At 39.8% G+C, this 24,005-nt stretch carries 25 protein-coding genes and 1 pseudogene; 22 read left to right on the top strand and 4 right to left on the bottom strand.

Going from position 1 to position 24,005, the window contains the following annotated elements:
* The first annotated feature begins 65 nt into the window (after positions 1 to 65).
* The 14 genes and pseudogenes from recR to NST05_RS07865 all read left to right on the top strand — a co-directional run bounded on the left by recR (position 66) and on the right by NST05_RS07865 (position 11,701).
* Entirely contained in the window at positions 66 to 662 is a 597-nt protein-coding gene (recR, locus tag NST05_RS07930; RefSeq protein WP_011680928.1) for a recombination mediator RecR, read from the top strand.
* A 101-nt stretch (positions 663 to 763) separates the two neighbouring features.
* Positions 764 to 1,554: pseudogene (licT, locus tag NST05_RS07925) on the top strand (BglG family transcription antiterminator LicT).
* Between the two features lie 270 nt (positions 1,555 to 1,824).
* The gene (ybeY, locus tag NST05_RS07920; protein WP_002950224.1) at positions 1,825 to 2,322 is read left to right on the top strand and encodes an rRNA maturation RNase YbeY; all 498 of its coding nucleotides are present in this window, start codon (positions 1,825 to 1,827) and stop codon (positions 2,320 to 2,322) included.
* A complete protein-coding gene (locus NST05_RS07915) occupies positions 2,303 to 2,707 on the top strand; it encodes a diacylglycerol kinase family protein (RefSeq protein ID WP_002946201.1) in 405 nt (134 codons plus the stop codon). The genes ybeY and NST05_RS07915 overlap by 20 nt, the downstream gene beginning before the upstream one ends.
* Positions 2,708 to 2,725: 18 nt before the next feature.
* Positions 2,726 to 3,625 (top strand): GTPase Era, encoded by a 900-nt coding sequence (gene era, locus NST05_RS07910; protein WP_002950226.1) that lies wholly within the window; start codon positions 2,726 to 2,728, stop codon positions 3,623 to 3,625.
* Between the two features lie 46 nt (positions 3,626 to 3,671).
* On the top strand, positions 3,672 to 4,493 hold the full coding sequence (gene mutM, locus NST05_RS07905) for a DNA-formamidopyrimidine glycosylase (protein WP_024009805.1): 822 nt from the start codon (positions 3,672 to 3,674) through the stop codon (positions 4,491 to 4,493).
* Positions 4,490 to 5,083, top strand: a complete 594-nt coding sequence (coaE, locus tag NST05_RS07900; protein ID WP_014621355.1) for a dephospho-CoA kinase — start codon at positions 4,490 to 4,492, stop codon at positions 5,081 to 5,083. The genes mutM and coaE overlap by 4 nt, the downstream gene beginning before the upstream one ends.
* A gap of 98 nt (positions 5,084 to 5,181) precedes the next feature.
* Complete coding sequence (locus NST05_RS07895) at positions 5,182 to 6,357, top strand: multidrug efflux MFS transporter (protein ID WP_279585873.1); 1,176 nt, start codon at positions 5,182 to 5,184, stop codon at positions 6,355 to 6,357.
* Positions 6,347 to 6,493 carry a 50S ribosomal protein L33 gene (rpmG, locus tag NST05_RS07890; protein WP_084828600.1) on the top strand — a complete coding sequence of 49 codons (147 nt, stop codon included), beginning with the start codon at positions 6,347 to 6,349 and terminating at the stop codon, positions 6,491 to 6,493. The genes NST05_RS07895 and rpmG overlap by 11 nt, the downstream gene beginning before the upstream one ends.
* Before the next feature lie 45 nt (positions 6,494 to 6,538).
* Positions 6,539 to 6,775, top strand: a complete 237-nt coding sequence (gene secG, locus NST05_RS07885) for a preprotein translocase subunit SecG (protein ID WP_011680932.1) — start codon at positions 6,539 to 6,541, stop codon at positions 6,773 to 6,775.
* A 58-nt stretch (positions 6,776 to 6,833) separates the two neighbouring features.
* The gene (gene rnr, locus NST05_RS07880) at positions 6,834 to 9,287 is read left to right on the top strand and encodes a ribonuclease R (RefSeq protein WP_084828601.1); all 2,454 of its coding nucleotides are present in this window, start codon (positions 6,834 to 6,836) and stop codon (positions 9,285 to 9,287) included.
* A gap of 21 nt (positions 9,288 to 9,308) precedes the next feature.
* Positions 9,309 to 9,773 carry an SsrA-binding protein SmpB gene (smpB, locus tag NST05_RS07875; protein WP_002950240.1) on the top strand — a complete coding sequence of 155 codons (465 nt, stop codon included), beginning with the start codon at positions 9,309 to 9,311 and terminating at the stop codon, positions 9,771 to 9,773.
* A 154-nt stretch (positions 9,774 to 9,927) separates the two neighbouring features.
* Positions 9,928 to 11,334: a Cof-type HAD-IIB family hydrolase gene (locus tag NST05_RS07870; RefSeq protein ID WP_002950242.1), complete on the top strand. Its 1,407-nt coding sequence runs from the start codon at positions 9,928 to 9,930 to the stop codon at positions 11,332 to 11,334.
* A gap of 1 nt (position 11,335) precedes the next feature.
* Positions 11,336 to 11,701, top strand: a complete 366-nt coding sequence (locus tag NST05_RS07865; protein WP_002950243.1) for a S1 RNA-binding domain-containing protein — start codon at positions 11,336 to 11,338, stop codon at positions 11,699 to 11,701.
* 102 nt (positions 11,702 to 11,803) lie between these two features.
* Here NST05_RS07865 and NST05_RS07860 read toward each other — a convergent pair whose 3' ends face one another.
* A complete protein-coding gene (locus NST05_RS07860; RefSeq protein WP_084828602.1) occupies positions 11,804 to 12,889 on the bottom strand; it encodes a M24 family metallopeptidase in 1,086 nt (361 codons plus the stop codon).
* A 313-nt stretch (positions 12,890 to 13,202) separates the two neighbouring features.
* On the opposite strand from NST05_RS07860, the gene ccpA reads away from it, so the two are divergent.
* From ccpA to NST05_RS07840, 4 genes are all read left to right on the top strand, one after another.
* Positions 13,203 to 14,204, top strand: coding sequence for a catabolite control protein A (gene ccpA, locus NST05_RS07855; RefSeq protein ID WP_084828603.1), 1,002 nt, complete (start codon positions 13,203 to 13,205; stop codon positions 14,202 to 14,204).
* 58 nt (positions 14,205 to 14,262) lie between these two features.
* Entirely contained in the window at positions 14,263 to 14,460 is a 198-nt protein-coding gene (locus NST05_RS07850) for an MmcQ family protein (RefSeq protein ID WP_084828604.1), read from the top strand.
* A gap of 229 nt (positions 14,461 to 14,689) precedes the next feature.
* Positions 14,690 to 15,331 carry an MmcQ/YjbR family DNA-binding protein gene (locus NST05_RS07845; RefSeq protein ID WP_232693707.1) on the top strand — a complete coding sequence of 214 codons (642 nt, stop codon included), beginning with the start codon at positions 14,690 to 14,692 and terminating at the stop codon, positions 15,329 to 15,331.
* A gap of 12 nt (positions 15,332 to 15,343) precedes the next feature.
* Complete coding sequence (locus NST05_RS07840; RefSeq protein ID WP_022096976.1) at positions 15,344 to 16,459, top strand: glycerate kinase; 1,116 nt, start codon at positions 15,344 to 15,346, stop codon at positions 16,457 to 16,459.
* Positions 16,460 to 16,497: 38 nt separating this feature from the next.
* Here NST05_RS07840 and NST05_RS07835 read toward each other — a convergent pair whose 3' ends face one another.
* Positions 16,498 to 16,953: a YueI family protein gene (locus NST05_RS07835; protein WP_084825864.1), complete on the bottom strand. Its 456-nt coding sequence runs from the start codon at positions 16,951 to 16,953 to the stop codon at positions 16,498 to 16,500.
* 208 nt (positions 16,954 to 17,161) lie between these two features.
* Between NST05_RS07835 and eno the strand changes: the two genes are divergently transcribed.
* On the top strand, positions 17,162 to 18,466 hold the full coding sequence (gene eno / locus NST05_RS07830; protein ID WP_100262180.1) for a surface-displayed alpha-enolase: 1,305 nt from the start codon (positions 17,162 to 17,164) through the stop codon (positions 18,464 to 18,466).
* Positions 18,467 to 18,619: 153 nt separating this feature from the next.
* Here the strand turns inward: eno and NST05_RS07825 are convergent, their stop codons facing one another.
* Together NST05_RS07825 and NST05_RS07820 are read right to left on the bottom strand one after the other, a co-directional pair.
* Positions 18,620 to 18,805, bottom strand: a complete 186-nt coding sequence (locus tag NST05_RS07825; RefSeq protein ID WP_014621363.1) for a hypothetical protein — start codon at positions 18,803 to 18,805, stop codon at positions 18,620 to 18,622.
* 161 nt (positions 18,806 to 18,966) lie between these two features.
* Positions 18,967 to 21,153, bottom strand: a complete 2,187-nt coding sequence (locus NST05_RS07820) for an LTA synthase family protein (RefSeq protein WP_084828658.1) — start codon at positions 21,151 to 21,153, stop codon at positions 18,967 to 18,969.
* A 161-nt stretch (positions 21,154 to 21,314) separates the two neighbouring features.
* On the opposite strand from NST05_RS07820, the gene NST05_RS07815 reads away from it, so the two are divergent.
* Genes NST05_RS07815 through NST05_RS07805 form a run of 3 tightly spaced genes read left to right on the top strand, consistent with a single transcriptional unit; the run spans position 21,315 to position 23,999 of the window.
* Complete coding sequence (locus NST05_RS07815) at positions 21,315 to 22,478, top strand: class I SAM-dependent rRNA methyltransferase (protein WP_014621365.1); 1,164 nt, start codon at positions 21,315 to 21,317, stop codon at positions 22,476 to 22,478.
* Positions 22,475 to 23,152: a type I 3-dehydroquinate dehydratase gene (aroD, locus tag NST05_RS07810; RefSeq protein ID WP_002947238.1), complete on the top strand. Its 678-nt coding sequence runs from the start codon at positions 22,475 to 22,477 to the stop codon at positions 23,150 to 23,152. Before NST05_RS07815 ends, aroD begins: the two co-directional genes overlap by 4 nt.
* Positions 23,142 to 23,999, top strand: a complete 858-nt coding sequence (locus tag NST05_RS07805) for a shikimate dehydrogenase (RefSeq protein WP_014621366.1) — start codon at positions 23,142 to 23,144, stop codon at positions 23,997 to 23,999. Before aroD ends, NST05_RS07805 begins: the two co-directional genes overlap by 11 nt.
* The last annotated feature ends 6 nt before the right edge of the window (positions 24,000 to 24,005 follow it).

The raw sequence follows: 24,005 nt of genomic DNA, 5'->3' as shown, positions 1-24,005 counted from the left end.
TATAGTGTTTGAGTATTTGTTCTTTAAGATATGAGTTGAGAAATATAAAAAAAATGGAGGACCTCATGCTTTATCCTACTCCAATTGCTAAACTGATTGATAGTTTTTCAAAACTTCCAGGAATTGGGGCTAAGACGGCGACACGTCTGGCTTTCTATACCATTAGCATGTCTGATGAAGATGTCAATGATTTTGCAAAAAATCTTTTAGCAGCAAAACGTGAGTTGACCTATTGTTCAGTTTGTGGTCGCTTGACTGATGATGACCCATGTATTATTTGTACGGATGAAACTAGAGACCGTACTAAGATTTTGGTTGTTGAGGACTCCAAAGATGTTTCTGCTATGGAAAAGATTCAGGAATATCGTGGTCTCTACCATGTGCTTCAAGGGCTTATCTCCCCTATGAATGGTGTTGGACCAGATGATATTAATTTAAAAAGTTTGATTGCCCGTCTTATGGATAGTGAGGTTGACGAGGTTATCATCGCAACTAATGCAACGGCCGATGGTGAGGCAACCTCTATGTATATTTCACGGGTCCTTAAACCTGCAGGTATTAAGGTGACCCGCCTAGCGCGTGGGCTGGCTGTTGGTTCTGACATCGAGTACGCTGATGAAGTAACCTTGCTAAGAGCCATCGAGAATCGAACAGAACTGTAGAAAAAGTTTTGGTATAGCCAACACTTTTTGTTTATTGTCATTAGGTTTCTCATTAAAAATTTTGTAAAATAAAAGAAAGGCTTAAATGATGAGGGATTATGATGCAAATTGAAAAAATTTTAAATAACAATGTTGTCCAAGCCATGGATAATGACGTAGAATACATCGTTATGGGTAAAAGGGATTAGGCTTTCAAAAAAAGATCGGAGAGACGGTTGATAAAGAGAAGATTGAAAAGACCTTTGTCTTGGAAAATCCGGAGACAGTGGCCGAATGGACTCGTGTTTATGTAGATTTGCCTGATGCTGAAATGCAGGTCTTTTTGAATATCATCACTTTTGCTGAAGCTGTTCTGCAAACCAAGTTTGATCCCTCTTTTTTTATTGCTCTTGCAGACCATCTTCATTATTCTATTGAACGCAGTAGAGAAGGAATATCCCTACAAAACCCTTTGGCTTGGGAAGTTAGAAAATTTTACCCTCGGGAGTATGAAATTGGAAAACAAGCCCTTCGTTTGATTGCCAATGATTTAGAAGTGGAATTGGTAGATGATGAGGCAGCCTCTGTCGCTTTGCACCTTGTCAATGCACAAAAGGATGCGGGTCTCCATGAAAAAGACCGACAGATGACTCAAATTGTGGTTGGCATTAGTGAGATTGTCCGTCTTCATTTTGCTTGTGACTTGGAGCAAGATAGTTTTTCTTTTAACCGTTTTATTACTCATCGTCGGTATTTAGCGCAACGTATTGTGAGTGGGGTTAGTGGTGGTAAAAACGATGCTTTCCTATATGAACAAGTCAAGACTAACTACCCAAAATCTTTTATCTGTACCCAAAAGATTGTCACCTATATCAAGTCAAGTTATGCTTTTGAACTTAGTTTAGACGAATAGGTCTATTTGACCATTCATATCCAACGCTTTAGAGATAATATCGATAAGTAAGCGATTCTCATAGATACTATATAAAAAGCAGACAATTAGGCTCAAGTCTGCTTTTTCTGTGTCCTTGTGATATAATGAATTGATTAATATTGTACTGAAATTATTCGGTGAAAGTATTGAATACAATTTAGTATTCGTCATAAAAAGCTAATTTGTTAATGAAAGGAAGGGAGCAGCTCTGTCCTTTAAGTAGGCTCAACTATTCCGAAAAAGCATGCTATGTACGTTGAAATGATTGATGAGACTGGACAAGTTTCAGAAGAAATAAAAAAACAAACCTTGGAATTACTTGATTTTGCAGCGCAAAAACTTGGCAAGAAAGACAAGGAAATGGCGGTTACTTTTGTAACTAACGAACGTAGTCACGAATTGAATTTGGAGTATCGTGATACGGATCGTCCAACCGATGTTATTAGTTTGGAGTATAAGCCGGAGTTAGATATTACCTTTGATGAAGAAGATTTGGCTGAAAATCCTGAATTGGCTGAAATGATGGGGGAATTTGATAGTTATATCGGCGAACTCTTTATTTCTATTGATAAGGCTCGCGAACAAGCTGAGGAATATGGGCATAGCTACGAGCGTGAGATGGGCTTTTTGGCTGTTCACGGATTTCTTCATATCAACGGGTATGATCATTACACCCCAGAAGAAGAAGCGGAAATGTTTGGATTACAGGAAGAAATTTTGACTGCTTATGGACTTACGCGACAATAACCCACAAAAAAAGTGGAAAAACAGAGAATTTACGACCAGTTTCGAGTTTGCTCTGACAGGGATAATAACGGCTGTTAAAGAAGAACGCAACATGCGTAAACATTTGGTATCGGCTATCTTAGTGGTGTTGGCTGGCTTGGTTTTTCGTGTGTCAGCGATAGAATGGATTTTTCTCCTGCAGGCAGTTTTTCTAGTAATTGCCCTAGAGATTGTTAATTCTGCCATGGAAAATGTTGTTGATTTAGCCAGTAATTATCACTTTTCCATGCTAGCTAAAAATGCTAAGGATATGGCTGCAGGAGCGGTTCTGGTTGTCTCTTGTTACGCACTCATTACTGGTATGATTGTTTTCATACCTAAAATTTGGGATTTGATTTTTAACTAAAAAATAGAAAGAAGATATATGACTTTTAAATCAGGATTTGTGGCCATTCTTGGTCGACCTAATGTAGGAAAATCAACTTTTTTGAACCATGTTATGGGGCAAAAAATTGCTATCATGAGTGATAAGGCTCAAACAACCCGTAACAAAATTATGGGGATTTACACAACAGATAAAGAACAGATTGTTTTTATTGATACACCGGGTATTCACAAGCCCAAGACAGCACTTGGAGATTTCATGGTGGAATCTGCTTATTCAACCCTTCGTGAAGTGGATACAGTCCTCTTCATGGTTCCAGCCGATGAACCGCGTGGCAAGGGCGATGATATGATTATCGAACGTCTTAAGCAAGCCAAGGTTCCGGTTATATTGGTGGTTAATAAGATTGATAAGGTCCATCCAGACCAGCTCCTTGAGCAGATTGATGATTTCCGTAAACAAATGGATTTCAAGGAGATTATCCCAATCTCAGCTCTTCAAGGAAATAATGTTTCCCACCTTGTAGATGTTTTAAGTGATAATCTTGAGGAAGGTTTCCAGTATTTCCCATCGGATCAAATCACAGACCATCCAGAGCGTTTCTTGGTATCTGAGATGATTCGTGAAAAAGTCCTACAGTTGACGCGTGAAGAAATTCCGCACTCAGTTGCTGTTGTCATTGATTCTATGAAGCGTGATGAAGAGACTGATACGGTTCACATTCGTGCGACCATCATGGTTGAGCGTGATAGCCAAAAAGGTATTGTCATCGGTAAAAAAGGTGCTATGCTTAAGAAAATTGGTACTCTTGCTCGTAAAGATATTGAGCTCATGCTTGGGGACAAGGTCTTCCTTGAAACTTGGGTGAAGGTTAAGAAAAATTGGAGGGATAAAAAACTTGATTTGGCCGATTTTGGTTATAATGAAAAAGAATATTAAGAAAAGCTGGGCACTTGCTCGGCTTTCTTTCTAGAAGGAGGGGCAGATGCCTGAGTTACCTGAGGTAGAAACAGTTAGACGAGGTTTAGAAAAGCTGTTACTAGGAAGGACTATTTTGTCACTTGAAGTTAAGGTCCCTAAAATGATCAAGACATCATACGATAGTTTTTTGCATGATTTGCCTGGTCAAACGATTCAAGCCATGCGACGTAGGGGAAAATATCTCATTTTTGATTTCGGTCAGTTGATAATAATTTCTCACTTGCGCATGGAGGGAAAATATCTGCTGTTCACAGACCAGGTTCCTGACAACAAACATTTTCACCTCTTTTTTAAGCTAGATGATGGCTCAACCCTGGTTTATCAGGATGTACGCAAGTTTGGGACTTTTGATTTATTGGATAGGAAACAAGAAGAGGCCTATTTTACAAGGAAAAAACTTGGCCCTGAGCCTACCAAGAAGACCTTAAAATATGTACCGTTTGAGAGAGCCTTAATGCATTCTGGCAAGTCTATTAAGCCCTTACTCTTGGAGCAGAAGTTAGTGGCCGGTCTAGGAAATATCTACGTTGATGAGGTGCTTTGGGCAGCCAAGGTTCATCCTGAGACACCAGCAAATAAACTTAGCAAGGCAGCCATGAAACGGGTTCACGATCAAACGATTGCCATTTTACAGCTGGGGATTGCTAAGGGTGGTTCCACTATAAGGACCTATCGTAACGCCCTTGGTGAGGATGGGACAATGCAGAATTATCTACAGGTTTATGGAAAGACAGGTCAACCTTGTCCACGTTGCGCAAGCATGATTGTGAAAATCAAGTTAGGGGGAAGAGGAACACATTTGTGTCCTCATTGTCAAAAACGATGATTATAGGATTAACAGGAGGCATTGCTTCAGGGAAATCAACCGTAGTTGAAATAATTAAAGATGCAGGTTATAAGGTCATTGATGCTGATCAACTGGTGCACGACATGCAGGTCAAAGGGGGAAGATTGTATCAAGCCTTGCTTGATTGGTTGGGAGATGGGATTCTTCTTCCTAATGGGGAATTGAACCGTCCTAAGTTAGGGCAACTGATTTTTTCAAGTGAAGAAATGCGATATCAATCTGCTGAAATTCAGGGAAAGATTATTCGAGAAGAACTGGCAGCAAAAAGAGACTGCTTGGCCAAAGAAGAGGACGTCTTTTTTATGGATATTCCTTTACTTTTTGAAAATGATTATCAGGATTGGTTCGATCAGATTTGGTTGGTGGCGGTGTCACCTCAAGTACAAGGACAACGCTTGATGAAACGGAATCACTTAAGTGCTGAGGAAGCAGGCATGCGTATTGCTAGTCAAATGCCTTTAGCCGAAAAACTGCCCTATGCTAGTTTAGTTATCGACAACAATGGGAACATCGATGATTTGAAGAAGAAGGTGAAGGGTGCCATAAAAGATTTAGCTAACCTCGTATAGTTAGTCATTGTGTTATAATGGATAGTGAATTTTAGAAAGAAGATGATTATTTGCGCCAAAAAGAGCTTGAAACCGCTGATTGGCAACGAAATCTTAAAATTGCTTGGATAGGAACTTTTTTTACTGGGGCTAGTTTTTCTATTGTCATGCCCTTCATGGCTCTCTATGTAGAAGAACTAGGGGTTAAAGGTGCTATGGTAGAATGGTATGCTGGTTTATCTGTTGCCCTATCTGCTTTAGCTTCAGCCTTGGTTTCACCAGTTTGGGGACACTTGGCGGACCGTTATGGTCGAAAGCCCATGATGATTAGAGCCAGTATGGTCATGACCTTTACAATGGGAGGCTTAGCCTTTGTGCCTAATGTCTTCTGGATGCTTTTTTTGAGAATCTTGAATGGATTGTTTGCAGGTTATGTGCCAAATGCAATAGCTTTGATTGCCAGTCAGGCTCCTCAGCAACGTTCTGGCTATGCCTTGGGCACATTATCAACTGGTCTCACAGCTGGTGTTTTGATTGGCCCTTTGCTAGGTGGTGCCATATCTGAGGCCTTTGGTATGCGAGGGACCTTTCTATTAGTTGGGGTGATTTTGTTTATCTGTTGTCTCTTGACTATCTTTGGTTTGCGAGAGGACTTCCAATTGATTGAAAAGGGAGAGATAATGAGTTTTTCGCAAGTATTTGCTAAAATTCCTAGCAAATCGCTTTTAATTGGCCTCTTTGTGACTAGTATGATTATCCAGATTTCTGCCCAATCAATTGCTCCAATCTTGGCGCTTTATATTCGTTATTTGGGTCAAAGTGATAATATCCTTTTTTACTCAGGGCTAATTGTGTCCGCTATGGGCTTTTCAAGTCTTTTAAGCACTCCTTATTTAGGACGACTTGGTGATCGCATTGGGAATCATCGTTTGCTCTTAATGGGCTTATTCTATAGTTTCCTCTTGTATTTCCTTTGTGGTTTTGCAGGTTCAGCCTTGCAACTTGGCCTTTTACGCTTTGCCTATGGTTTTGGTGTAGGTGCCTTGACGCCTAGTGTCAATTCCTTATTGACCAAGATGACCCCAAAAGAAGGAATTTCAAGAATCTTTAGCCTTAATCAAAGTTTTTCATACATTGGACAAGTTTTAGGACCCTTTGTGGGTTCAGCTGTTGCAACAGGATTAGGCTATCGTTGGGTTTTCTTTGTGACAGCAGCCATCGTCTTTGGAAATTTTGTTTGTTCCTTAATCATCTTTAGAAAATCGCTAGGAGTTAAGAATATAGGTGAGAGTTAAAATCAATTTAAAGTGTAGTGAATGTGGGAGCCTCAACTATCTCACAAGTAAAAATAAACAGAATCATCCTGAGAAAATTCAGGTACCTAAATTCTGCCCCAAGGATAGAAAAGTAACCTTACATGTTGAATTTTAAGGGGTTCTATGGTAGAATTAAAGGGACTTTTTCGGAGGAATAACTATGTACAACTTATTATTAACGCTGCTCTTGGTTATGTCAGCTATTATTGTGATTGCGGTATTCATGCAGCCACAAAAAAATCCAAGTAGCAATGTCTTTGATGGTGGTGGGTCAGAAGCACTATTTGAACGTAGTAAACCACGTGGTTTTGAAGCCTTTATGCAACGCTTTACAGGAATCATGGTTTTTCTATGGATTGTAGATGCAATCGTCCTTTCCATTCTCTCAAGTAAGTAATGAGTTGACTGAGGTTGACTCATTTTTTGCGTTATAGTCAATAAAAGTAAAGGAAATTATGAAAGAATCTATTATAAATTATTTGAAAGAGCATGGGAAATCCAGTGTAAATGACATTGCCCACGCTCTTAATCACGCTGGCGGTGAAAAGTTCCCACAGCTTATCAAAGTCATATCAGCTATGGAAAGGAAGAGACAGTTGCGCTTTAATCGAGACGGCTCTGTATCCTTACGTCCTAAGAAAGAACATCCCAATCAGGTTGCTGTAGAGGGTGTTTTTCATGCCAATAAGAATGGTTTTGGTTTCTTACATGTCGATGACAGTGAGATTGACATGTTTATTGGCCGTAATGACGTTGGCCATGCCATTGATGGTGACACTGTTGCCGCAGTTATTAAGAAGCCAGCAGATCGTTTGCGTGGGACAGCGGCTGAAGCGATAGTTGTTGAAATTGTCGAACGCTCTCTTAAAACGGTTGTCGGGAAATTTATCCTCAATGACGAGAAAGAACCTTATGTAGGTTACATTAAGTCTAAGAATCAAAAAATTCAGCAACCAATCTATATCAAGAAAGGACCAGTTGCTCTTGAGGGGACTGAGATTATTAAGGTTGATATTGAAAAATACCCTAACCGCCATCACGATTATTTTGTAGGAAGTGTTCGAGATATTATTGGTCATCAAGGAGATGCTGGTATTGATGTCTTGGAAGTTTTGGAATCAATGGATATTGTTTCGGAGTTTCCAGAAGATGTTATGGCTGAAGCAGAGGCTGTGCCGGATGTACCTAGTCAAGAAGATCTAATTGGTCGTGTTGACCTTCGTCAAGAAGTGACCTTCACCATTGATGGAGCTGATGCCAAGGACTTGGATGATGCAGTTCATATTAAACGTTTACCAAATGGTAACTATGAGCTAGGTGTCCACATTGCAGATGTGTCTTATTATGTCACAGAGGGTTCTGCCCTCAACCGTGAGGCTGCAGCGCGTGGGACTTCTGTTTATGTGACAGACCGCGTGGTTCCAATGTTGCCTGAGCGTCTTTCAAATGGTATTTGTTCTCTAAATCCCAATGTTGACCGCTTGACTCTGTCAGCTATTATGGAGATTACTCCAAAAGGCAAGGTGATTAATCATAAGATTTGCCAATCTGTAATTAAGACAACCTTCCGTATGACCTATAGTGATGTCAATGAAATGTTGGCTGGAAATCCAGAAAAGATTGAACAGTTTAAGCCTATCATGGATTCTGTGTCAGCTATGGCAGAACTTCATAAGATTTTAGAAGATATGCGCGAACGTCGTGGCGCCCTTAACTTTGATACATCTGAAGCTCGTATCTTGGTTAATGATAAGGGAATGCCAGTTGATATCGTGGTGCGTGAACGTGGGACGGCTGAGCGAATGATTGAGTCCTTTATGTTGGCTGCCAATGAATGTGTGGCAGAGCATTTCGCTAAGGCTAAGTTGCCATTTATTTACCGTATTCACGAAGAGCCTAAAGCGGAAAAATTGCAACGCTTTATGGATTATGCTTCTATCTTTGGTATTCAAATCAAAGGAACAGCTAATAAGATGGATCAGCTAGACTTACAAGATTTCATGGCACGAGTTCAAGGCAAACCTGGAGCAGAAGTCATGAATATGATGTTGCTTCGTTCAATGCAACAAGCTCGTTATTCAGAACACAATCATGGGCACTATGGACTTGCGGCTCAGTATTATACTCACTTCACCAGTCCGATCCGTCGTTACCCAGACCTTTTGGTTCACCGAATGATTCGTGAGTACACCAACAATATGTCTCAAGAAACGCGTGAACACTTTGAAGAGGTTATTCCAGAGTTAGCTACTTCATCTTCAACCCTTGAGCGTCGTGCTATTGACGCTGAACGTGTCGTTGAAGCCATGAAAAAAGCAGAGTACATGGAAGAGTTTGTTGGTCAAGAATTCGATGGTATTGTCGGAAGTGTGGTTAAATTCGGTATGTTTGTGGAATTGCCAAATACCGTTGAAGGTTTGGTTCATATCACAACACTTCCAGAATTCTACAATTACAATGAACGCACCATGACCCTTCAGGGTGAAAAATCTGGTAAGACTTTCCGTGTTGGCCAACCTATTCGAGTTAAGTTAATTCGTGCAGATAAGGAGACTGGAGACATTGATTTCCAATACCTTCCAAGTGAGTACGATATCACTGAAAAAGTAGATCACAAGGCTCGTCAGGAACGTGAAGAGAAGGCTAAGTCCTTCCGTAATAGAGGACCACGCCGCGATCGTCAAAATGGTGATTTCGAAAGTCGTGGTAAACATGTAAATAAGCGTAGCGGTCAAGATAGTAGTGGTTACAAAGGCTCTTATGATGAGAAGCGTAAGTCATCTAAGAAACCAGACAAGCGTAAGAATCAAAACCGTCCTCATAATGATAATAAGGGACGTGAGAGTGGTCGTCGTAAGAAAAAAGAAAACAAACCTTTCTACAAGGACGTTGCTAAAAAACAAAAATAGGATGAGAATGGAGGGACTGCTATGCCAAAAGGTGAAGGCAATGTTGTTGCTCAGAATAAAAAGGCGAGACATGACTATAGTATTGTAGATACCATTGAAGCGGGTATCGTGCTGACAGGGACAGAGATTAAGTCTGTTCGTGCGGCTCGCATCCAGCTAAAGGATGGTTACGCCCAAATAAAAAACGGGGAAGCTTGGTTAATCAATGTTCATATTGCTCCTTTTGAGCAAGGGAACATCTGGAATCAAGATCCAGAACGTACTCGGAAATTATTGCTCAAGAAAAAGCAAATCACCAAACTTCAAAATGATCTTAAAGGAACAGGGATGACCTTAGTCCCACTTAAGGTTTACCTAAAAAATGGTTTTGCCAAGGTTCTACTGGGTATCGCCAAAGGGAAGCACGATTACGATAAACGTGAGTCAATCAAACGTCGCGAACAAGAGCGTGACATTAAACGTATTATCAAGAGTGTTAACCGTTAAAACACCTATCATCTAAGACTGACCTGGTATTAGATGATTTTTTTTGCTTTTTAGCTTTAAGAAATGATATAATGGAAACATCGTATGATCTTTCGTTAGGGCTGTCTTGAATAGTACCTAGCGCTAGATTTTGATACTGTAAAGGAGATTTACGATGCCAGTAGATGCAAAAACAAAATATAAGGCTAAGAAGATTAAGATTGTTTTCTTTGATATTGATGACACCCTTCGTGTCAAAAAAACAGGTTATATTCCAGAGTCTATTAAGGCTGTTTTCAAAGGACTTAAAGAAAAAGGAATCTTGACAGGGATCGCTACAGGACGTGGCTACTATGGTGTAGTTGAGGAAATTCTGGACCTAGAACCTGATTATTTTGTAACAATCAATGGAACTTATGTCATTAACCGAAAAGGGGAAGAAATTTATAATCAGCCCCTTGCTCGTGAAGTTACTGAAGCTTTTGTTGCTTGGTGCAAAGAGATTGGGATTGCTTGGGGCTTCGCTGGTAAGGATAAGCCAGTTGTCTCAGAACGTTCAGAATTGATTGATGATGCTATAGTGCCTATCTATGGTATTTGTGACGTTGAGCCAGATTTCCATTTGACTAATGATGTTTATCAGATGTGGACTTTTGCAGAAAATGATGGTGACCTTAAGTTGCCGGAGGAACTCGCAGCCCACGTTCGCTTGGTGCCATGGCACGAACACTCATCTGATGTGGTAGCAACTGGTATCTCAAAGGCTTCAGGTGTCGGTCATGTCTTGGAGCATGAGAATCTTACACCAGTCAATGCTATGATGTTTGGTGATGGGCCAAATGATATGGAAATTTTTGACTATGTTGGTCTTAAAATTGCCATGGGGAACGCCACACCAGAACTTAAAGCCAAAGCTGATTATGTAACTGGAACAGTAGAAGAAGATGGCATTTTCAATGCCTTGGAGGAACTCGGATTGGTAGAAAAAGAACTTCATTTCCCACAACTTGACTTGGATACAGTAGAAGGTCCAGTCGCAACGATTAAAACAAATCATGGTGATTTGGTCATCAAGCTTTTCCCTGACCATGCGCCATTGGCTGTCACTAACTTTGTCAATTTGGCCAAGAGCGGCTATTATGATGGTGTGATTTTCCACCGTATTATCAAGGACTTTATGATTCAAGGTGGTGACCCAACTGGTACTGGTATGGGTGGTGAATCAAGCTTTGGTGGTAGCTTCCAGGACGAGTTTTCTGAAGAACTCTATAACCTCCGTGGTGCACTTTCAATGGCAAATGCTGGACCAGATACTAATGGTAGCCAGTTCTTCATTGTTCAAGCACCTGAGATTCCTTATGCTAAAAAGGAACTTGAACGTGGTGGCTGGCCAGCACCAATTGCAGAAGCTTATGCTGAAAATGGTGGCACACCTCACCTAGATCGTCGTCACACTGTTTTTGGTCATTTGGTAGATGAAGCCTCTTACAAGGTGCTCGATGAGATTGCCAATGTTGAGGTTGGAACTCAAGATAAGCCGCTTGAGGAAGTTGTTATTGAAACGATTGAGGTAACAGACTAAGATGAAAATTGGAGACAAGCTTAGGGGGGTTATCACGGGCATCAAGCCTTACGGTGCCTTTGTTTCATTGGATAATGGTACCACAGGCTTGATTCATATCTCGGAGATTAAGACAGGTTATATCGACAACATCTACAATACACTAAAGGTAGGCCAGGAAGTCTTGGTTCAGGTAGTTGATTTTGATGAATTTACTCAAAAGGCCAGTCTTTCTTTGAGGACACTTGAGGAAGAAAAAAATAAAATCCCTCACCGTCATCGTTTCTCAGATAGTCGTTTAAACTATGGCTTTAAACCTTTGGCAGAAGCGTTGCCAGGATGGATTGAAGAAGGGCTTGACTATCTTAGACAAGAGCATGAAGGATAAATAGCAAAAGCTGACACATGATGGGTCAGCTTTTTAAATGTCATTTGAATTTGAGTGCAAACGAAATGGTCCTCAACTTAATTGAAGGCCATTCTGGATTAATTAAACATCAAAATAGAGAAGTTCTTTTGGTGTATGTGTAAAGACTTCGAAGCCATCTTTTGTAACGTAGCCACAGTCTTCGATACGAACACCAACTTTTTCAGGAATGTAAATTCCTGGTTCAACAGAGAAGCACATACCTTCTTCGATAATCAAGTCATTTCCTTCCATGATTGACGGAAACTCATGGACATCCATACCAAGACCATGTCCCAAACGGTGGTTGAAGTATTCGCCGTAACCAGCCTTTTCAATAACATTACGAGCTGCAGCATCAACTTCACTGGCTGTTACGCCTGGTTTGATAAAATCAAGGGCAGTGAGTTGAGCTTCCAAACAGATATTGTAGATATCTTTCTTGAATTGGTCAGGTTGACCAACAGCTACGGTACGTGTCATATCTGAAACATAGCCTTGACTAACAACACCCAAGTCGAAGAGGAGGAGGCTATCATTTTCAATGCGGTTAGTTCCTGGAATACCATGTGGGTTTGCGGCATTGTTGCCTGTGAGAACCATAGTTTCAAAGGACATTTGATTGATACCGATTTTCTTCATGCCAAATTCGATTTGAGCAATGATGTCTGTTTCAGTAACGTCGAGAGATATATTGTCAAAACCGATATTGACAGCTTTATCAGCATAATCACCGGCAACAATCATTTTTTGAATTTCATCAGCTGACTTGATAACTCGCATTTTGTGGATGAATGGTGTCAGGTTCTCGAAGCGACCTTCAAAGACCGTTTGCAATCCTTGGAATTTAGTTACATTGAGATTATCAAACTCTGCATAAATAATAGGGATGTCTGTACTTGCTAGACCAGCTTTGATTTTTTGCCATGGATTTTCAGAGTCCACATAACCGAAGACTGGGAAATCGAGAACAGAAGAGGCACGTGCAACCTCAAGAGCAGGAACAAAGAGGGCAGGCTCACGATTTTCGTAGACGAAGAGGAACATTTGGCGTTCATGTGGGTCACAATCAAAACCAGTAAGATAATTGATAGTTACAGGATCTGAAACAATAGCTAGCCCTGATTTATTTTCATTTAAAAAATGACGAATGCGATCAAGTTTAGACATAGAAAAAACTCCTTTTTATTTCTTACACTCATTCTGTCACTTTTATAGGGAAAATGCAAGCTGTTTTTGGATTTTCATTAAATCATTTGCTTTCATTGAGTTTTTTTAATCTTATAGGTTGTAAGCGATGAATAATCATGAAAATGCGAAATGATAGCCAAATATTTGAAACGTTTTTCTTTACCTTAGCTATCGAAAGAGGATCCTTTTCATTTTTTGTAAAGGATTAGTCAAAATGTTTGAAAGTGTTTTCAAATTTTGCTATAATTATTGTGAAAAAGTGTGCATTAAATTTAGAAAGGAAGTATTTCTTATGAATACTGATGAAACAATCACAATTTATGATGTAGCGCGTGAAGCTGGAGTATCGATGGCAACTGTTTCTCGTGTTGTAAATGGTAACAAAAACGTAAAAGAAAACACCCGAAAAAAAGTGCTCGAAGTCATTGATCGTTTGGATTACCGTCCAAATGCGGTTGCGCGTGGCTTGGCAAGTAAAAAAACAACTACTGTAGGAGTTGTCATTCCAAATATTGTAAATAGCTATTTTGCTACTCTAGCTAAAGGTATTGATGACATTGCAACCATGTATAAGTATAATATTGTTCTTGCTTCCAGTGATGATAATGAGGATCATGAAGTTACAGTCATTCATTCTCTAATTTCTAAACAAGTTGATGGTATTATTTTTATGGGACACCATCTGACAGAAAAAATCCGTGCAGAATTCTCTCGTACCCGTACACCGATTGTTCTAGCAGGAACAGTTGATCTCGAACACCAAATACCAAGTGTTAACATCGACTATAAAGCTGCCGTTGAGGATTGTGTAACGCAACTTGCTAAAAATAATGAAAAGGTTGCCTTTGTATCAGGACCACTAATTGATGATATTAATGGCAAACTACGTTTGGCTGGGTATAAGTCTGGACTTGAAAAGAATAATTTGAGCTACAACGAAGGACTTGTCTTTGAAGCTAAATATAGCTATAAAGACGGCTTTGAGTTAGCACAACGTGTCTTGAACTCTGGTGCCACTGCTGCCTATGTTGGGGAAGATGAATTGGCTGCAGGTCTCTTGAATGGCCTCTTTGCTGCAGGCAAATCAGTTCCAGAAGATTTCGAAATCATCACAAGCAATGATTCACCGGTTACAAGCTACACACGTCCAAACCTTTCTAGTATAAACCATCCTCTCTATGATTTAGGGGCAGTTAGCATGCGTATGTTGACTAAAATTATGCATAAGGAAGAACTTGAAGAGAAAGACGTTATTCTTAATCATGGTCTAACTTTACGCCAGTCAACAAAATAAAAAGGAGTTGGGATATCAGTTTGTCTCAACTTCTCTTTTTTAGAAAAAGGGAGAATGAATGACTTTTGAGGATGCTTATTTTAAACAGAAAGTCCTAAAACATGATAGCCTGGAGCCTTTTGGTTTTATAACTAGTGAGAAAGGCTACGAGCTCAGAAAACCATTAATGGCTGAAGGATTTGAGGATCGACTATTCATTGATTTAGAAGGTAAGTTGACAGGGCAGGTTGTTGATATTGATTTTGACGAGTCTTAAGACACTTTCCGAAGCCCTCACGCAACTGGAACCTACGTTGGTCAAGTCAGAGAAGCTTATGGAGATCTCCTGTCGCAAGTAGCTGAGTTTTGTTATGATGATCAATTGTTTTCATCCCCGCAAGATAATCGTCTGGCTAATTTTATAGTTAAGGAATTTTCAGACCAAGCTGACCATCCTTTTGAGAAATATCCAGACTATCTTTCCTTTCGGGTTGATGGTAAGTGGTATGCCCTATTTTTCCCTCTCAAAGGGTGAGAAACTAGCACTTAGTGGAGAAAAGGCGAATTTAGTCTATGATGTGGTTAACATCAAGGTCGATCCAAGGCAGATGGATAAGCTCTTAGACTTAGATGGAATTTATCCTAGTTACTATATGTCCAAGAAGACTTGGATAAGCCTTGTTTTAGATGAGACAATTCCAGACCAAACGATTTTTGAGCTCATTAGAGGGAGTCGTTCTCTGGTTGCTCCTAAACATCTTAGGAAGGCTTCAGAGCCACACTACTGGATTGTTCCAGTAAATCTAAAATACTACGATATCGGGGAGGAGTTCTCAGCAAGTGAGGATATTCTTTGGACTCAGAAAGCCAGTATGCAAAAAGGGGACTTCGTTGCAATCTATATTACGGCACCTACCAAGGCCATCCGTTATCTCTGTCAGGTTTTAGAAGCTAATATAGCTAATCAAGGTTATCGTGATGAAGAGAATATTAAGGAATTGATGCGAATTAAACCTTTATACAGCTTTAATGATAGTGATTTTGATAGTGAAAGGCTAAAGTGCTTTGGTATCAAAACTGTCCGAGGTCCACAACATATGACAGATGACTTGGTCCAGGCCCTGTCCCCTTACTTGAAAGGAAAATAAAAGGAGTAAATGATGCGAATTCTGATTGCACCTGATTCGTTTAAGGAAAGTTTGTCTGCAAAAGAGGTTGCCCTAGCTCTTAAATCGGGCCTTGAAAAGGCCTTACCAGACGCTGATTTTGACCTCATGCCAATAGGCGATGGTGGCGAAGGTACCTTAGATGCTCTTGCTGAAAATCTAAATCTTGAGAAGAAAACTGTTAAGATTCCACATGCTTATACAGGTGATGGATCTGTCCCCTATGCTAGTAATGGGCAGACTGCCATTTTTGAAATGGCTGCGGTTTGTGGCTTGGAGCAGGTACCTAAGGATAAACGCAACCCCCTTTGTATAACAACCCAGGGAGTCGGTGAACTGATTGTTCACTTGGTTAAATCTGGTATTAGTGATTTTATTATAGGTGTAGGTGGATCAGCTACTAATGATGGCGGAATTGGTATGGCTTATGGATTAGGTTATCGTTTTTATGATTCTGAGGGGCGGGAGCTTGAGCCAATAGGGGCCAATCTTGGTCACGTTAAAAAGGTGTCTTCTAAAAATAAACTTGATCTATCTAATGTAACTATTCGTCTTATCACCGATGTGGATAATCCTTTGTGTGGTTTAAATGGGGCAACCTATATTTTTGGTGGTCAAAAGGGCTTGGCACCTTCACAAGTTAAAAAGGTTGACCAAAACATGGCTCAATTCTACCAAGGATTTGCTCCTGAGGTTCCAAAACTAGCTGGTTCAGGTGCTGGAGGGGGAATGGCAGCAGGAATGGTAGCCTTTGCAGGAGCAGAAATTAAGTCGGGGATTGATTTTGTACTGGATTGTGTCGATTTTGACCAGCGTGTAAAAACAGCTGATTTGGTTATTGTTGGGGAAGGACGTATGGATAATCAGTCCTTATCTGGTAAAGCACCAGTAGGTGTAGCTAAACGAACACCATCGGCTATCTCAGTTATCGCTATTTGTGGCAGTTTGAAGAATGACTTACCTGATTTTCCAGTAGGTGGCATTTCAGCCGCTTTTCCAATCATTGGTCAATTAGGTGACTTAGATCAAATTCTGTCTTCGGCTAAGGAAAATCTCTATCGAACAGGACTCAATATTGGAAACCTCATCAAGTTGAGTCAGTCATTGTGAAACAAGAAAAAGCTGACCAGGGGCCAGCTCAGATGTTATTATTTTCCAAATAGCTTAGTAAAAAATCCCCTTTTTTCAACGATTTGCTCAGTTTGCTTGGGAGCAAGAATATCAGGATAGAGCTCTGAGAATAGTATCTTATCAAGGTTTTCGGCCTTATCACTATGCACAACAATACCATACGGTGAGTGTGCTTTTGCTTCATCCACAATAGTTGCAGAAATATTCAGTGTTTGAGCGTCCTTGATATAGGTGAACTGTGTCTGATCAGATAGGTTAGGTGAAAGCTTTAGACTATGGTTGGGGTAAACTGCTAATAACTTCTTTAAAATCAGTGGAAAGTGTTCTATTACGATTTTCTTTTCAGCATCTTCCAATAAAACAGCTAGGACTACACGTTCTGCATAGGTACCAAAATACTGACGAAGTTCATCGGGATTCAGGCGTTTTTCGCCACTGGCGCATTGGAACACTTTATCTTCAAGTGAAGTCATAGGGAATCTCCTGTCTCTTTTCTATTTACCATTATACAATATTTTGAATTCCTTTTCATTTGCCTTATTTTTTCTGAGATTTTCAAAAATAATTGAAATATTAAAAAATAGATAATCGCAAGAAAATTCTGGTTTTAATTTGCTTAACCCTTGATATTATGGTAATATAAATGTGTAAAAAATTTTAACTCATAAGGAGAGTATTGTAATGTCAATTATTACTGATGTCTACGCACGTGAAGTCCTTGACTCACGCGGTAACCCAACACTTGAAGTAGAAGTTTACACTGAATCTGGTGCATTCGGTCGCGGTATGGTTCCTTCAGGAGCATCAACTGGTGAACACGAAGCAGTAGAACTTCGTGATGGTGACAAAGCTCGTTACGGTGGTCTTGGTACTCAAAAAGCAGTTGATAACGTAAACAACGTTATTGCTGAGCACATCATCGGATTCGACGTACGTGATCAACAAGGTATTGACCGCGCAATGATCGCTCTTGACGGTACTCCAAACAAAGGTAAACTTGGTGCCAATGCTATTCTTGGTGTGTCTATCGCTGTAGCACGCGCAGCTGCTGACTACCTTGAAGTTCCACTTTACAGCTACCTTGGCGGATTCAACACTAAAGTTCTTCCAACTCCAATGATGAACATCATCAACGGTGGTTCTCACTCAGACGCTCCAATCGCTTTCCAAGAATTTATGATTGTACCTGCTGGTGCACCAACATTCAAAGAAGCGCTTCGTTGGGGTGCTGAAATCTTCCACGCGCTTAAGAAAATCCTTAAAGAACGTGGACTTGAAACAGCCGTAGGTGACGAAGGTGGTTTCGCACCTCGTTTCGACGGAACTGAAGATGGTGTTGAAACTATCATCAAAGCTATCGAAGCTGCTGGATATGTACCAGGTAAAGACGTATTTATCGGACTTGACTGTGCATCATCTGAATTCTACGATGCAGAACGTAAAGTTTACGACTACACTAAATTTGAAGGTGAAGGCGCTGCTGTTCGTACTGCTGCAGAACAAATCGACTACCTTGAAGAATTGGTTAACAAATACCCAATCATCACTATCGAAGATGGTATGGACGAAAACGACTGGGACGGTTGGAAATCTCTTACTGAACGTCTTGGTGGTAAAGTTCAATTGGTTGGTGACGACTTCTTCGTAACTAACACTGCTTACCTTGAAAAAGGTATTGCAGAACACGCTGCTAACTCAATCCTTATCAAAGTTAACCAAATCGGTACTTTGACTGAAACTTTTGACGCTATCGAAATGGCGAAAGAAGCTGGATACACAGCAGTAGTATCACACCGTTCAGGTGAAACTGAAGATTCAACAATCGCTGATATTGCAGTTGCAACTAACGCTGGTCAAATTAAGACAGGTTCATTGTCACGTACTGACCGTATTGCTAAATACAACCAATTGCTTCGTATCGAAGACCAACTTGGTGAAGTTGCAGAATACCGTGGTTTGAAATCATTCTACAACTTGAAAAAATAATTCTATTGTAATATAGAATGGAAAGAGGTTCCTTGGGGAATCTCTTTTTTGTCTTCTCACAAATAAAATATCACACTATAATATTTCTGAGTCTAAATTAGTCATCTGAATAAAAAAAATTCCCTCAATCCTATTGATTGGGGGAATTTAGGCTTAGAATAGGCCTTTAATCTTGTCTAAAGCTCCATTTACCATTTCGTTGCCTGAAACGAGAGATTTAGCTTGGTTGAAGTACTCACCTAGATCATCTTTGTTTTCCTCGACAAACTTTTTAGCTACTTCAAAATCTTTTTTTTCGATCATTTCTTTCACTTGGTTAAATAATTCCATTGGATTCATATCAGATCTCCTATATATGTTTTGTTATGATTCTTATTTAATCATGGTTGGAGAAAACTAGCAAGAAATATGTCCGAGCCAGATCGTTGAAGAGTTGATTATGTAGAGATATGGTTGATTTAATCTAAAAAGACAGCCCGATTAGAACAGTCTTTTTAGGATTATTCTTGTGCAGCTGTAGTTTCTTGACTAGATGAGCTTTCTTCTGTTGAGTTTGAGCTTGATTCAGGTTCAACAGGATGTAGTTCCTTGTAAGATGGTGTCTTGAATAGGTCAGCTGTTGATTTATTGCCTTTTTGTTTGTAGAGACTTGTTGATTTATCTTTCAGCTTTTTATTGATTTTTTTCAGTTGATCCATCTGTTTAGTGTAGGAAATTGTGCTAGAATCAAGAGGATTTAAACCATCTGGCGTGTAGAATCGAAGGAGGTCACCTGTTTGGACTGCATCACTCATTGACAACTGGGTTGCAACCGCATTACGAATAGCCTCATTTTCCTTTTTAGTAGTCTCATCAGGGTTAGTAATTTCTTCTCCTGTTTGAGTGTTATAGAGTCTACCAGAGTAGCTTGTGTATTGAGGTGTAACATATTGACCTGAGGTTCTAAATGCGACAGTTTGCTTATTATCAGGAGATAGGAGGTCTTGTCCCATCTGGATATAAGAGCTAGTGTCAACACCAAGAATGTGAAGGAGGGTTGGGAGGGCATCAACTTCACCACCAAATGTGTTAGAGATGCCACCTCCAGTATATCCTGGGATGTGAATCATGTAAGGGACACGTTGAAGCATGGCTTTATCATAATTTGACCAAGTCTCAGAGTTCTTCCCGAGCAGTTCCGCTAGATTACTGCTTCGCATATCAGAGATACCGTAGTGGTCACCATACATAACAATAATCGAATTATCATAAAGGCCAGTTTCCTTAAGGTAATCAAAGAAGTCTTTGATTGCAGAGTCAAGATAGTTGGCTGTTGCAAAATACCCGTTAACTGTTTCGTCTTTTGTGTCAGCGAGTGGGAAACCTTGTTCGTTTTTGTCGCCTGACAGGGAAGTGTATGGGTAGTGGTTAGATACGGTTAGGTATTTAACATAGAAAGGCTGTTGCATTTGTTCCAGATATTTGATGGAATCTGAAAACATGTACTTATCATTAAGACCGTATTGGAAGGAGTTTTCATCGGTTTTCTCAGTGAAAGCTGATGAGTCAAAGAAGTAGTTATAACCCCAATGTTTATAGGTATTATTGCGGTTCCAGAAGGATCCAGTGTTTCCGTGGAAAACAGCTGAAGTATAGCCACTCGTTTGAGCTAGGATAGATGGTGCAGCGTAAGCTGTATTGGTACCACCGTAGTTTACCATATATGACCCTGTACTTAGTCCGAAGAGTGATGTTTCCATCAAGGTTTCAGCATCAGAAGTTTTTCCTGATTTAACTTGGTGGAAGAAGTTTGAAAAGGCTAGGGTTTCATTTGAGTGGTAAATGGAATTAAGGAATGGTGTTACTTCATAAGACTGACCATCTACTTGGAGCTTGTAATCAATAAGAAACTGTTGGAAACTCTCCAAGTGAATAACGATAACGTTTCTTCCTTTAGCAATTCCGTAGTACTTAAGATCAGGTGCTGCATAGTGCTCCTTAACATAAGCTTCAACCTTTTTCATGTCGTCTGCTGTTGCGGATGAACGAGCTTGTGAAGTTTGATACGTTAAGTTACCGGAATAAGCTGTAAAGAAAGGAATCCCCATAGCACGAACAATATAGTTGTTGGAGAAACCACGTGTCAGTAACTCACCACGGTTAACTTCCGCTAGAAATAGGTTGGCTGAGAGAAGGAGTGTCGATAGTGCGGTGATAGCAAAACTAGCTCGTTTATTAAATGGCTTACTATCCGTTTTTAGTTTTTTCCTAAAAACACCATAAATGAAGAAAGGAATATCAATCAAATAAAAGATATAACTTGGTTCAAGAAGGTTCTTAGCTGAGTCTCCCAGCCCGGCTGCTGAACTAGAACTTGCCAGGATGGTATTTACAGTTATGAAGTCTGTAAACTCTCCAAAGTAAATGACATTAGCAATAAGCAGGAGATTAAGGATGACATAAATAGCAATTGTTGTGCCATAAAAAAAACGGCTTTTCTTGAAGTAAAGTCCTAAACCTAGCAGCATTAATCCCAGTGGAATAGGGTTAATCAGCGAAAGCATAACCTGATATCTGCTTTCCCACTCAAGATTAATGTTGACGAAATAAGCGAATATGTTTTTTAGCCAGTAAAAGAAGAGTAACAAGAAGACGAATCCGAGTCTTGATGAAACTCCTTTCCAAAAAGCTTCGTTTATTTTTTTCAAAGTAATACTTCCTTTGATTTTATATTATCTTAGCTATTATACCAAATAACAAAATGACTCTCAAAAATTTACTGTCATAGAGTGTCATATTCCTTGACATATAATTGACAAATTCTAGTTACGAAACAGAAATTATAACATTTTTTTGATATAATAGTAGCATGAATATATTGACGGTAAGTCCCTTTGCGGAGAAAAAAATCAAACAAGGGAAACAGCTTCTTTTAGCTGAAGATTTTCCAAATATAGCTGAAAATAATCAGTTGATTTATCTTTATAGTCAATCCAAAGAATTTTTAGGAACAGGCTATTTGTCGAGTCAAAATAAGGGGATAGGTTGGTTTTTGTCCCCTAAAAAGCAACAATTGACAGTGACTTATTTTCAGGGGCTTTTTGAGAAGGCAAAAGCCAGACGTCAATCCTATTATGCTAATGATTTAACGACGGCTTTTCGTCTTTTTAACCAAGATGGTGATGATTTTGGTGGTCTAACGATTGATTTGTATGGAGACTATGCCCTCTTTTCATGGTACAATGTCTTTATTTATTCCTTGAAGGATATTATTGTAGAGGCTTTCCAAACGGTCTTTCCTGAGGTTTTGGGGGGCTATGAAAAAATTCGCTTCAAGGGCCTTGATTTTGAGTCAGACCATCTTTATGGACAAGAGGCCGCTGATACCTTCACTATCTTGGAGAATGGGGTAACTTATGAAGTTTTTCTAAATGATGGGCTAATGACAGGGATTTTTCTTGACCAGCATGAGGTGCGTGATGGTTTGGTTAATGGTTTGGCCTTGGGCAAATCAGTTTTGAATATGTTCTCCTATACGGCAGCTTTTTCAGTTGCTGCAGCTATGGGGGGAGCGGTTGAAACGACATCGGTGGATTTGGCAAAACGTTCACGTGAGTTATCCACGGCTCATTTTGAAGCTAATGGCTTCAGTATGGAAAATCATCGTTTAGTTGTGATGGATGTTTTTGATTATTTTAAATATGCCAAGAAAAAGGGATTATTTTATGACCTTATCGTTATAGATCCGCCGAGCTTTGCTCGAAATAAGAAACGAACTTTCTCAGCAAATAAGGATTACCACAAGTTGATTGCGCAGAGTCTTGATATTCTATCAGAGTATGGGACAATTATTGCAAGTACCAATACAGCTAATATGACAGTGCAACAGTTTAAAAAGCAACTGCGTAAGGGATTGGGAGATGTTTCAGCGGACTTTGTTAACTTGCAACAATTACCAGTGGATTTTGCCGTCAATCCTAATGATCCAACATCAAATTATTTGAAAGTATACACAATAAAGGTAAATAAATGAAAATTGTAGTTCCGATTATGCCGACTAGTTTAGAGGAAGCACAAGCGCTTGAGCTGTCTCGTTTTGAGGGGGCAGACATTATTGAATGGCGTGCAGATTTTTTAGATAAGCATAGTATCTTAACAGTTGCTCCAGCTATTTTTGAGAAATTCGCAGGCTTTGAAATTGTTTTTACCATTCGTACGACACGTGAAGGTGGTAAGATTGAGTTAACTGATGGGGAATATGTCACACTGATTAAGGATGTAGCTGCTATCTATTCACCAGATTATATTGATTTTGAGTATTTCACACGCAAGGAAGTCTTTGACCAGATGCTTGAATTTTCAAACTTGGTTTTGTCTTATCATAACTTTGAGGAGACACCTGAAAACCTTATGGAACTTTTATCTGAGATGACCAACTTGACGCCAAGAGTTGTTAAAGTAGCCGTTATGCCTAAGAATGAACAAGATGTCCTTGATCTTATGAATTTCACACGCGGCTTTAAGGCCTTTAACCCTGAACAAGAGTTTGTAACTATGTCAATGGGTAAGTTAGGTCGTTTGTCACGTTTGGCGGGAGACTTGGTGGGGTCATCATGGACTTTTGCTAGTCTTGACAATACCAGCGCACCGGGTCAAGTTGCTCTTGCGGACATGTGTAGGATTAGGGAGGTTTTGGATGCGGATTGATGGACACACACGCTTAGCAGCTGTTGTTGCCAGTCCTATCAAGCATTCAATTTCTCCTTTCATTCATAATTTAGCTTTCGAAAAAACACATGTTAATGGGGTTTATGTAGCTTGGGAAATTCCAGAGTCAGACCTGGCTGAGACATTTGAAAATATTAGACGTTACAATATGTTCGGTATCAACTTGTCTATGCCATATAAGGAAAAGGTAATTCCATTTTTGGATGGTCTTAGTCCTGAAGCTCAACTGATTGGTGCAGTCAATACGGTTGTCAATTGTGATGGTCGTTTGATCGGCCATAATACAGATGGCTTTGGCTTTTTTGCTAGTTTAAAGAATTTTAATCCTAAGGATACTCATATTATGATTTTGGGGGCTGGTGGTGCGGCTAAATCTATTGTGACACAGGCAATTCTTGATGGTGCAAAAAAAGTTAGTATCTATGTTCGGCCCCAATCCTTGGTCAAGGCAAAAAAAAACTTTAGAACCTTGCTTGATCAAACCGATTGCTATTTAGAATTTCATGATTTAACTGATGCTGACCACTTCCAAAAGGAATTAAGGCAAACCGATTTATTGGTCAATGCGACTAGTGTGGGTATGGATGGTGAGTCATTGCCCATTTCTATAGATACAAGATTCCCTAAGGAACTCTTAGTTGCGGATATCATTTACCAGCCTTTTGAAACACCTTTCTTGGCCTTGGCAAGGAAACAAGAGATAGAGGCTGTGAATGGACTAGGCATGTTACTTTATCAAGCAGCAGGTGCCTTTAAATTATGGACAGGCGAGAATATGCCAACAGGTGCTATTTGGCAGGAATTAGAAAACATATACAATAGCTAGGAGGGG

The sequence above is a fragment of the Streptococcus sp. FSL E2-3494 genome (assembly GCF_038007085.1).
Classification (GTDB): domain Bacteria; phylum Bacillota; class Bacilli; order Lactobacillales; family Streptococcaceae; genus Streptococcus; species Streptococcus thermophilus.
Note: the sequence above shows the minus strand (reverse complement) of the source record. Positions and strands in the feature narration are given on the sequence as shown.

What these genes read in the sequence shown, in the direction of transcription:
- mutM (WP_024009805.1), top strand. Translation starts at nt 3,672, where the DNA reads ATGCCTGAGTTACCTGAGGTAGAAACAGTTAGACGAGGTTTAGAAAAG.
- NST05_RS07850 (WP_084828604.1), top strand. Translation starts at nt 14,263, where the DNA reads ATGACTTTTGAGGATGCTTATTTTAAACAGAAAGTCCTAAAACATGAT.
- secG (WP_011680932.1), top strand. Translation starts at nt 6,539, where the DNA reads ATGTACAACTTATTATTAACGCTGCTCTTGGTTATGTCAGCTATTATT.
- NST05_RS07835 (WP_084825864.1), bottom strand. Translation starts at nt 16,953, where the DNA reads ATGACTTCACTTGAAGATAAAGTGTTCCAATGCGCCAGTGGCGAAAAA.
- NST05_RS07815 (WP_014621365.1), top strand. Translation starts at nt 21,315, where the DNA reads ATGAATATATTGACGGTAAGTCCCTTTGCGGAGAAAAAAATCAAACAA.
- NST05_RS07860 (WP_084828602.1), bottom strand. Translation starts at nt 12,889, where the DNA reads ATGTCTAAACTTGATCGCATTCGTCATTTTTTAAATGAAAATAAATCA.
- NST05_RS07805 (WP_014621366.1), top strand. Translation starts at nt 23,142, where the DNA reads ATGCGGATTGATGGACACACACGCTTAGCAGCTGTTGTTGCCAGTCCT.
- eno (WP_100262180.1), top strand. Translation starts at nt 17,162, where the DNA reads ATGTCAATTATTACTGATGTCTACGCACGTGAAGTCCTTGACTCACGC.
- coaE (WP_014621355.1), top strand. Translation starts at nt 4,490, where the DNA reads ATGATTATAGGATTAACAGGAGGCATTGCTTCAGGGAAATCAACCGTA.
- NST05_RS07840 (WP_022096976.1), top strand. Translation starts at nt 15,344, where the DNA reads ATGCGAATTCTGATTGCACCTGATTCGTTTAAGGAAAGTTTGTCTGCA.
- NST05_RS07825 (WP_014621363.1), bottom strand. Translation starts at nt 18,805, where the DNA reads ATGAATCCAATGGAATTATTTAACCAAGTGAAAGAAATGATCGAAAAA.
- NST05_RS07865 (WP_002950243.1), top strand. Translation starts at nt 11,336, where the DNA reads ATGAAAATTGGAGACAAGCTTAGGGGGGTTATCACGGGCATCAAGCCT.
- ybeY (WP_002950224.1), top strand. Translation starts at nt 1,825, where the DNA reads ATGTACGTTGAAATGATTGATGAGACTGGACAAGTTTCAGAAGAAATA.
- NST05_RS07845 (WP_232693707.1), top strand. Translation starts at nt 14,690, where the DNA reads ATGCCCTATTTTTCCCTCTCAAAGGGTGAGAAACTAGCACTTAGTGGA.
- NST05_RS07915 (WP_002946201.1), top strand. Translation starts at nt 2,303, where the DNA reads ATGGACTTACGCGACAATAACCCACAAAAAAAGTGGAAAAACAGAGAA.
- ccpA (WP_084828603.1), top strand. Translation starts at nt 13,203, where the DNA reads ATGAATACTGATGAAACAATCACAATTTATGATGTAGCGCGTGAAGCT.
- rnr (WP_084828601.1), top strand. Translation starts at nt 6,834, where the DNA reads ATGAAAGAATCTATTATAAATTATTTGAAAGAGCATGGGAAATCCAGT.
- smpB (WP_002950240.1), top strand. Translation starts at nt 9,309, where the DNA reads ATGCCAAAAGGTGAAGGCAATGTTGTTGCTCAGAATAAAAAGGCGAGA.
- era (WP_002950226.1), top strand. Translation starts at nt 2,726, where the DNA reads ATGACTTTTAAATCAGGATTTGTGGCCATTCTTGGTCGACCTAATGTA.
- recR (WP_011680928.1), top strand. Translation starts at nt 66, where the DNA reads ATGCTTTATCCTACTCCAATTGCTAAACTGATTGATAGTTTTTCAAAA.
- NST05_RS07870 (WP_002950242.1), top strand. Translation starts at nt 9,928, where the DNA reads ATGCCAGTAGATGCAAAAACAAAATATAAGGCTAAGAAGATTAAGATT.
- aroD (WP_002947238.1), top strand. Translation starts at nt 22,475, where the DNA reads ATGAAAATTGTAGTTCCGATTATGCCGACTAGTTTAGAGGAAGCACAA.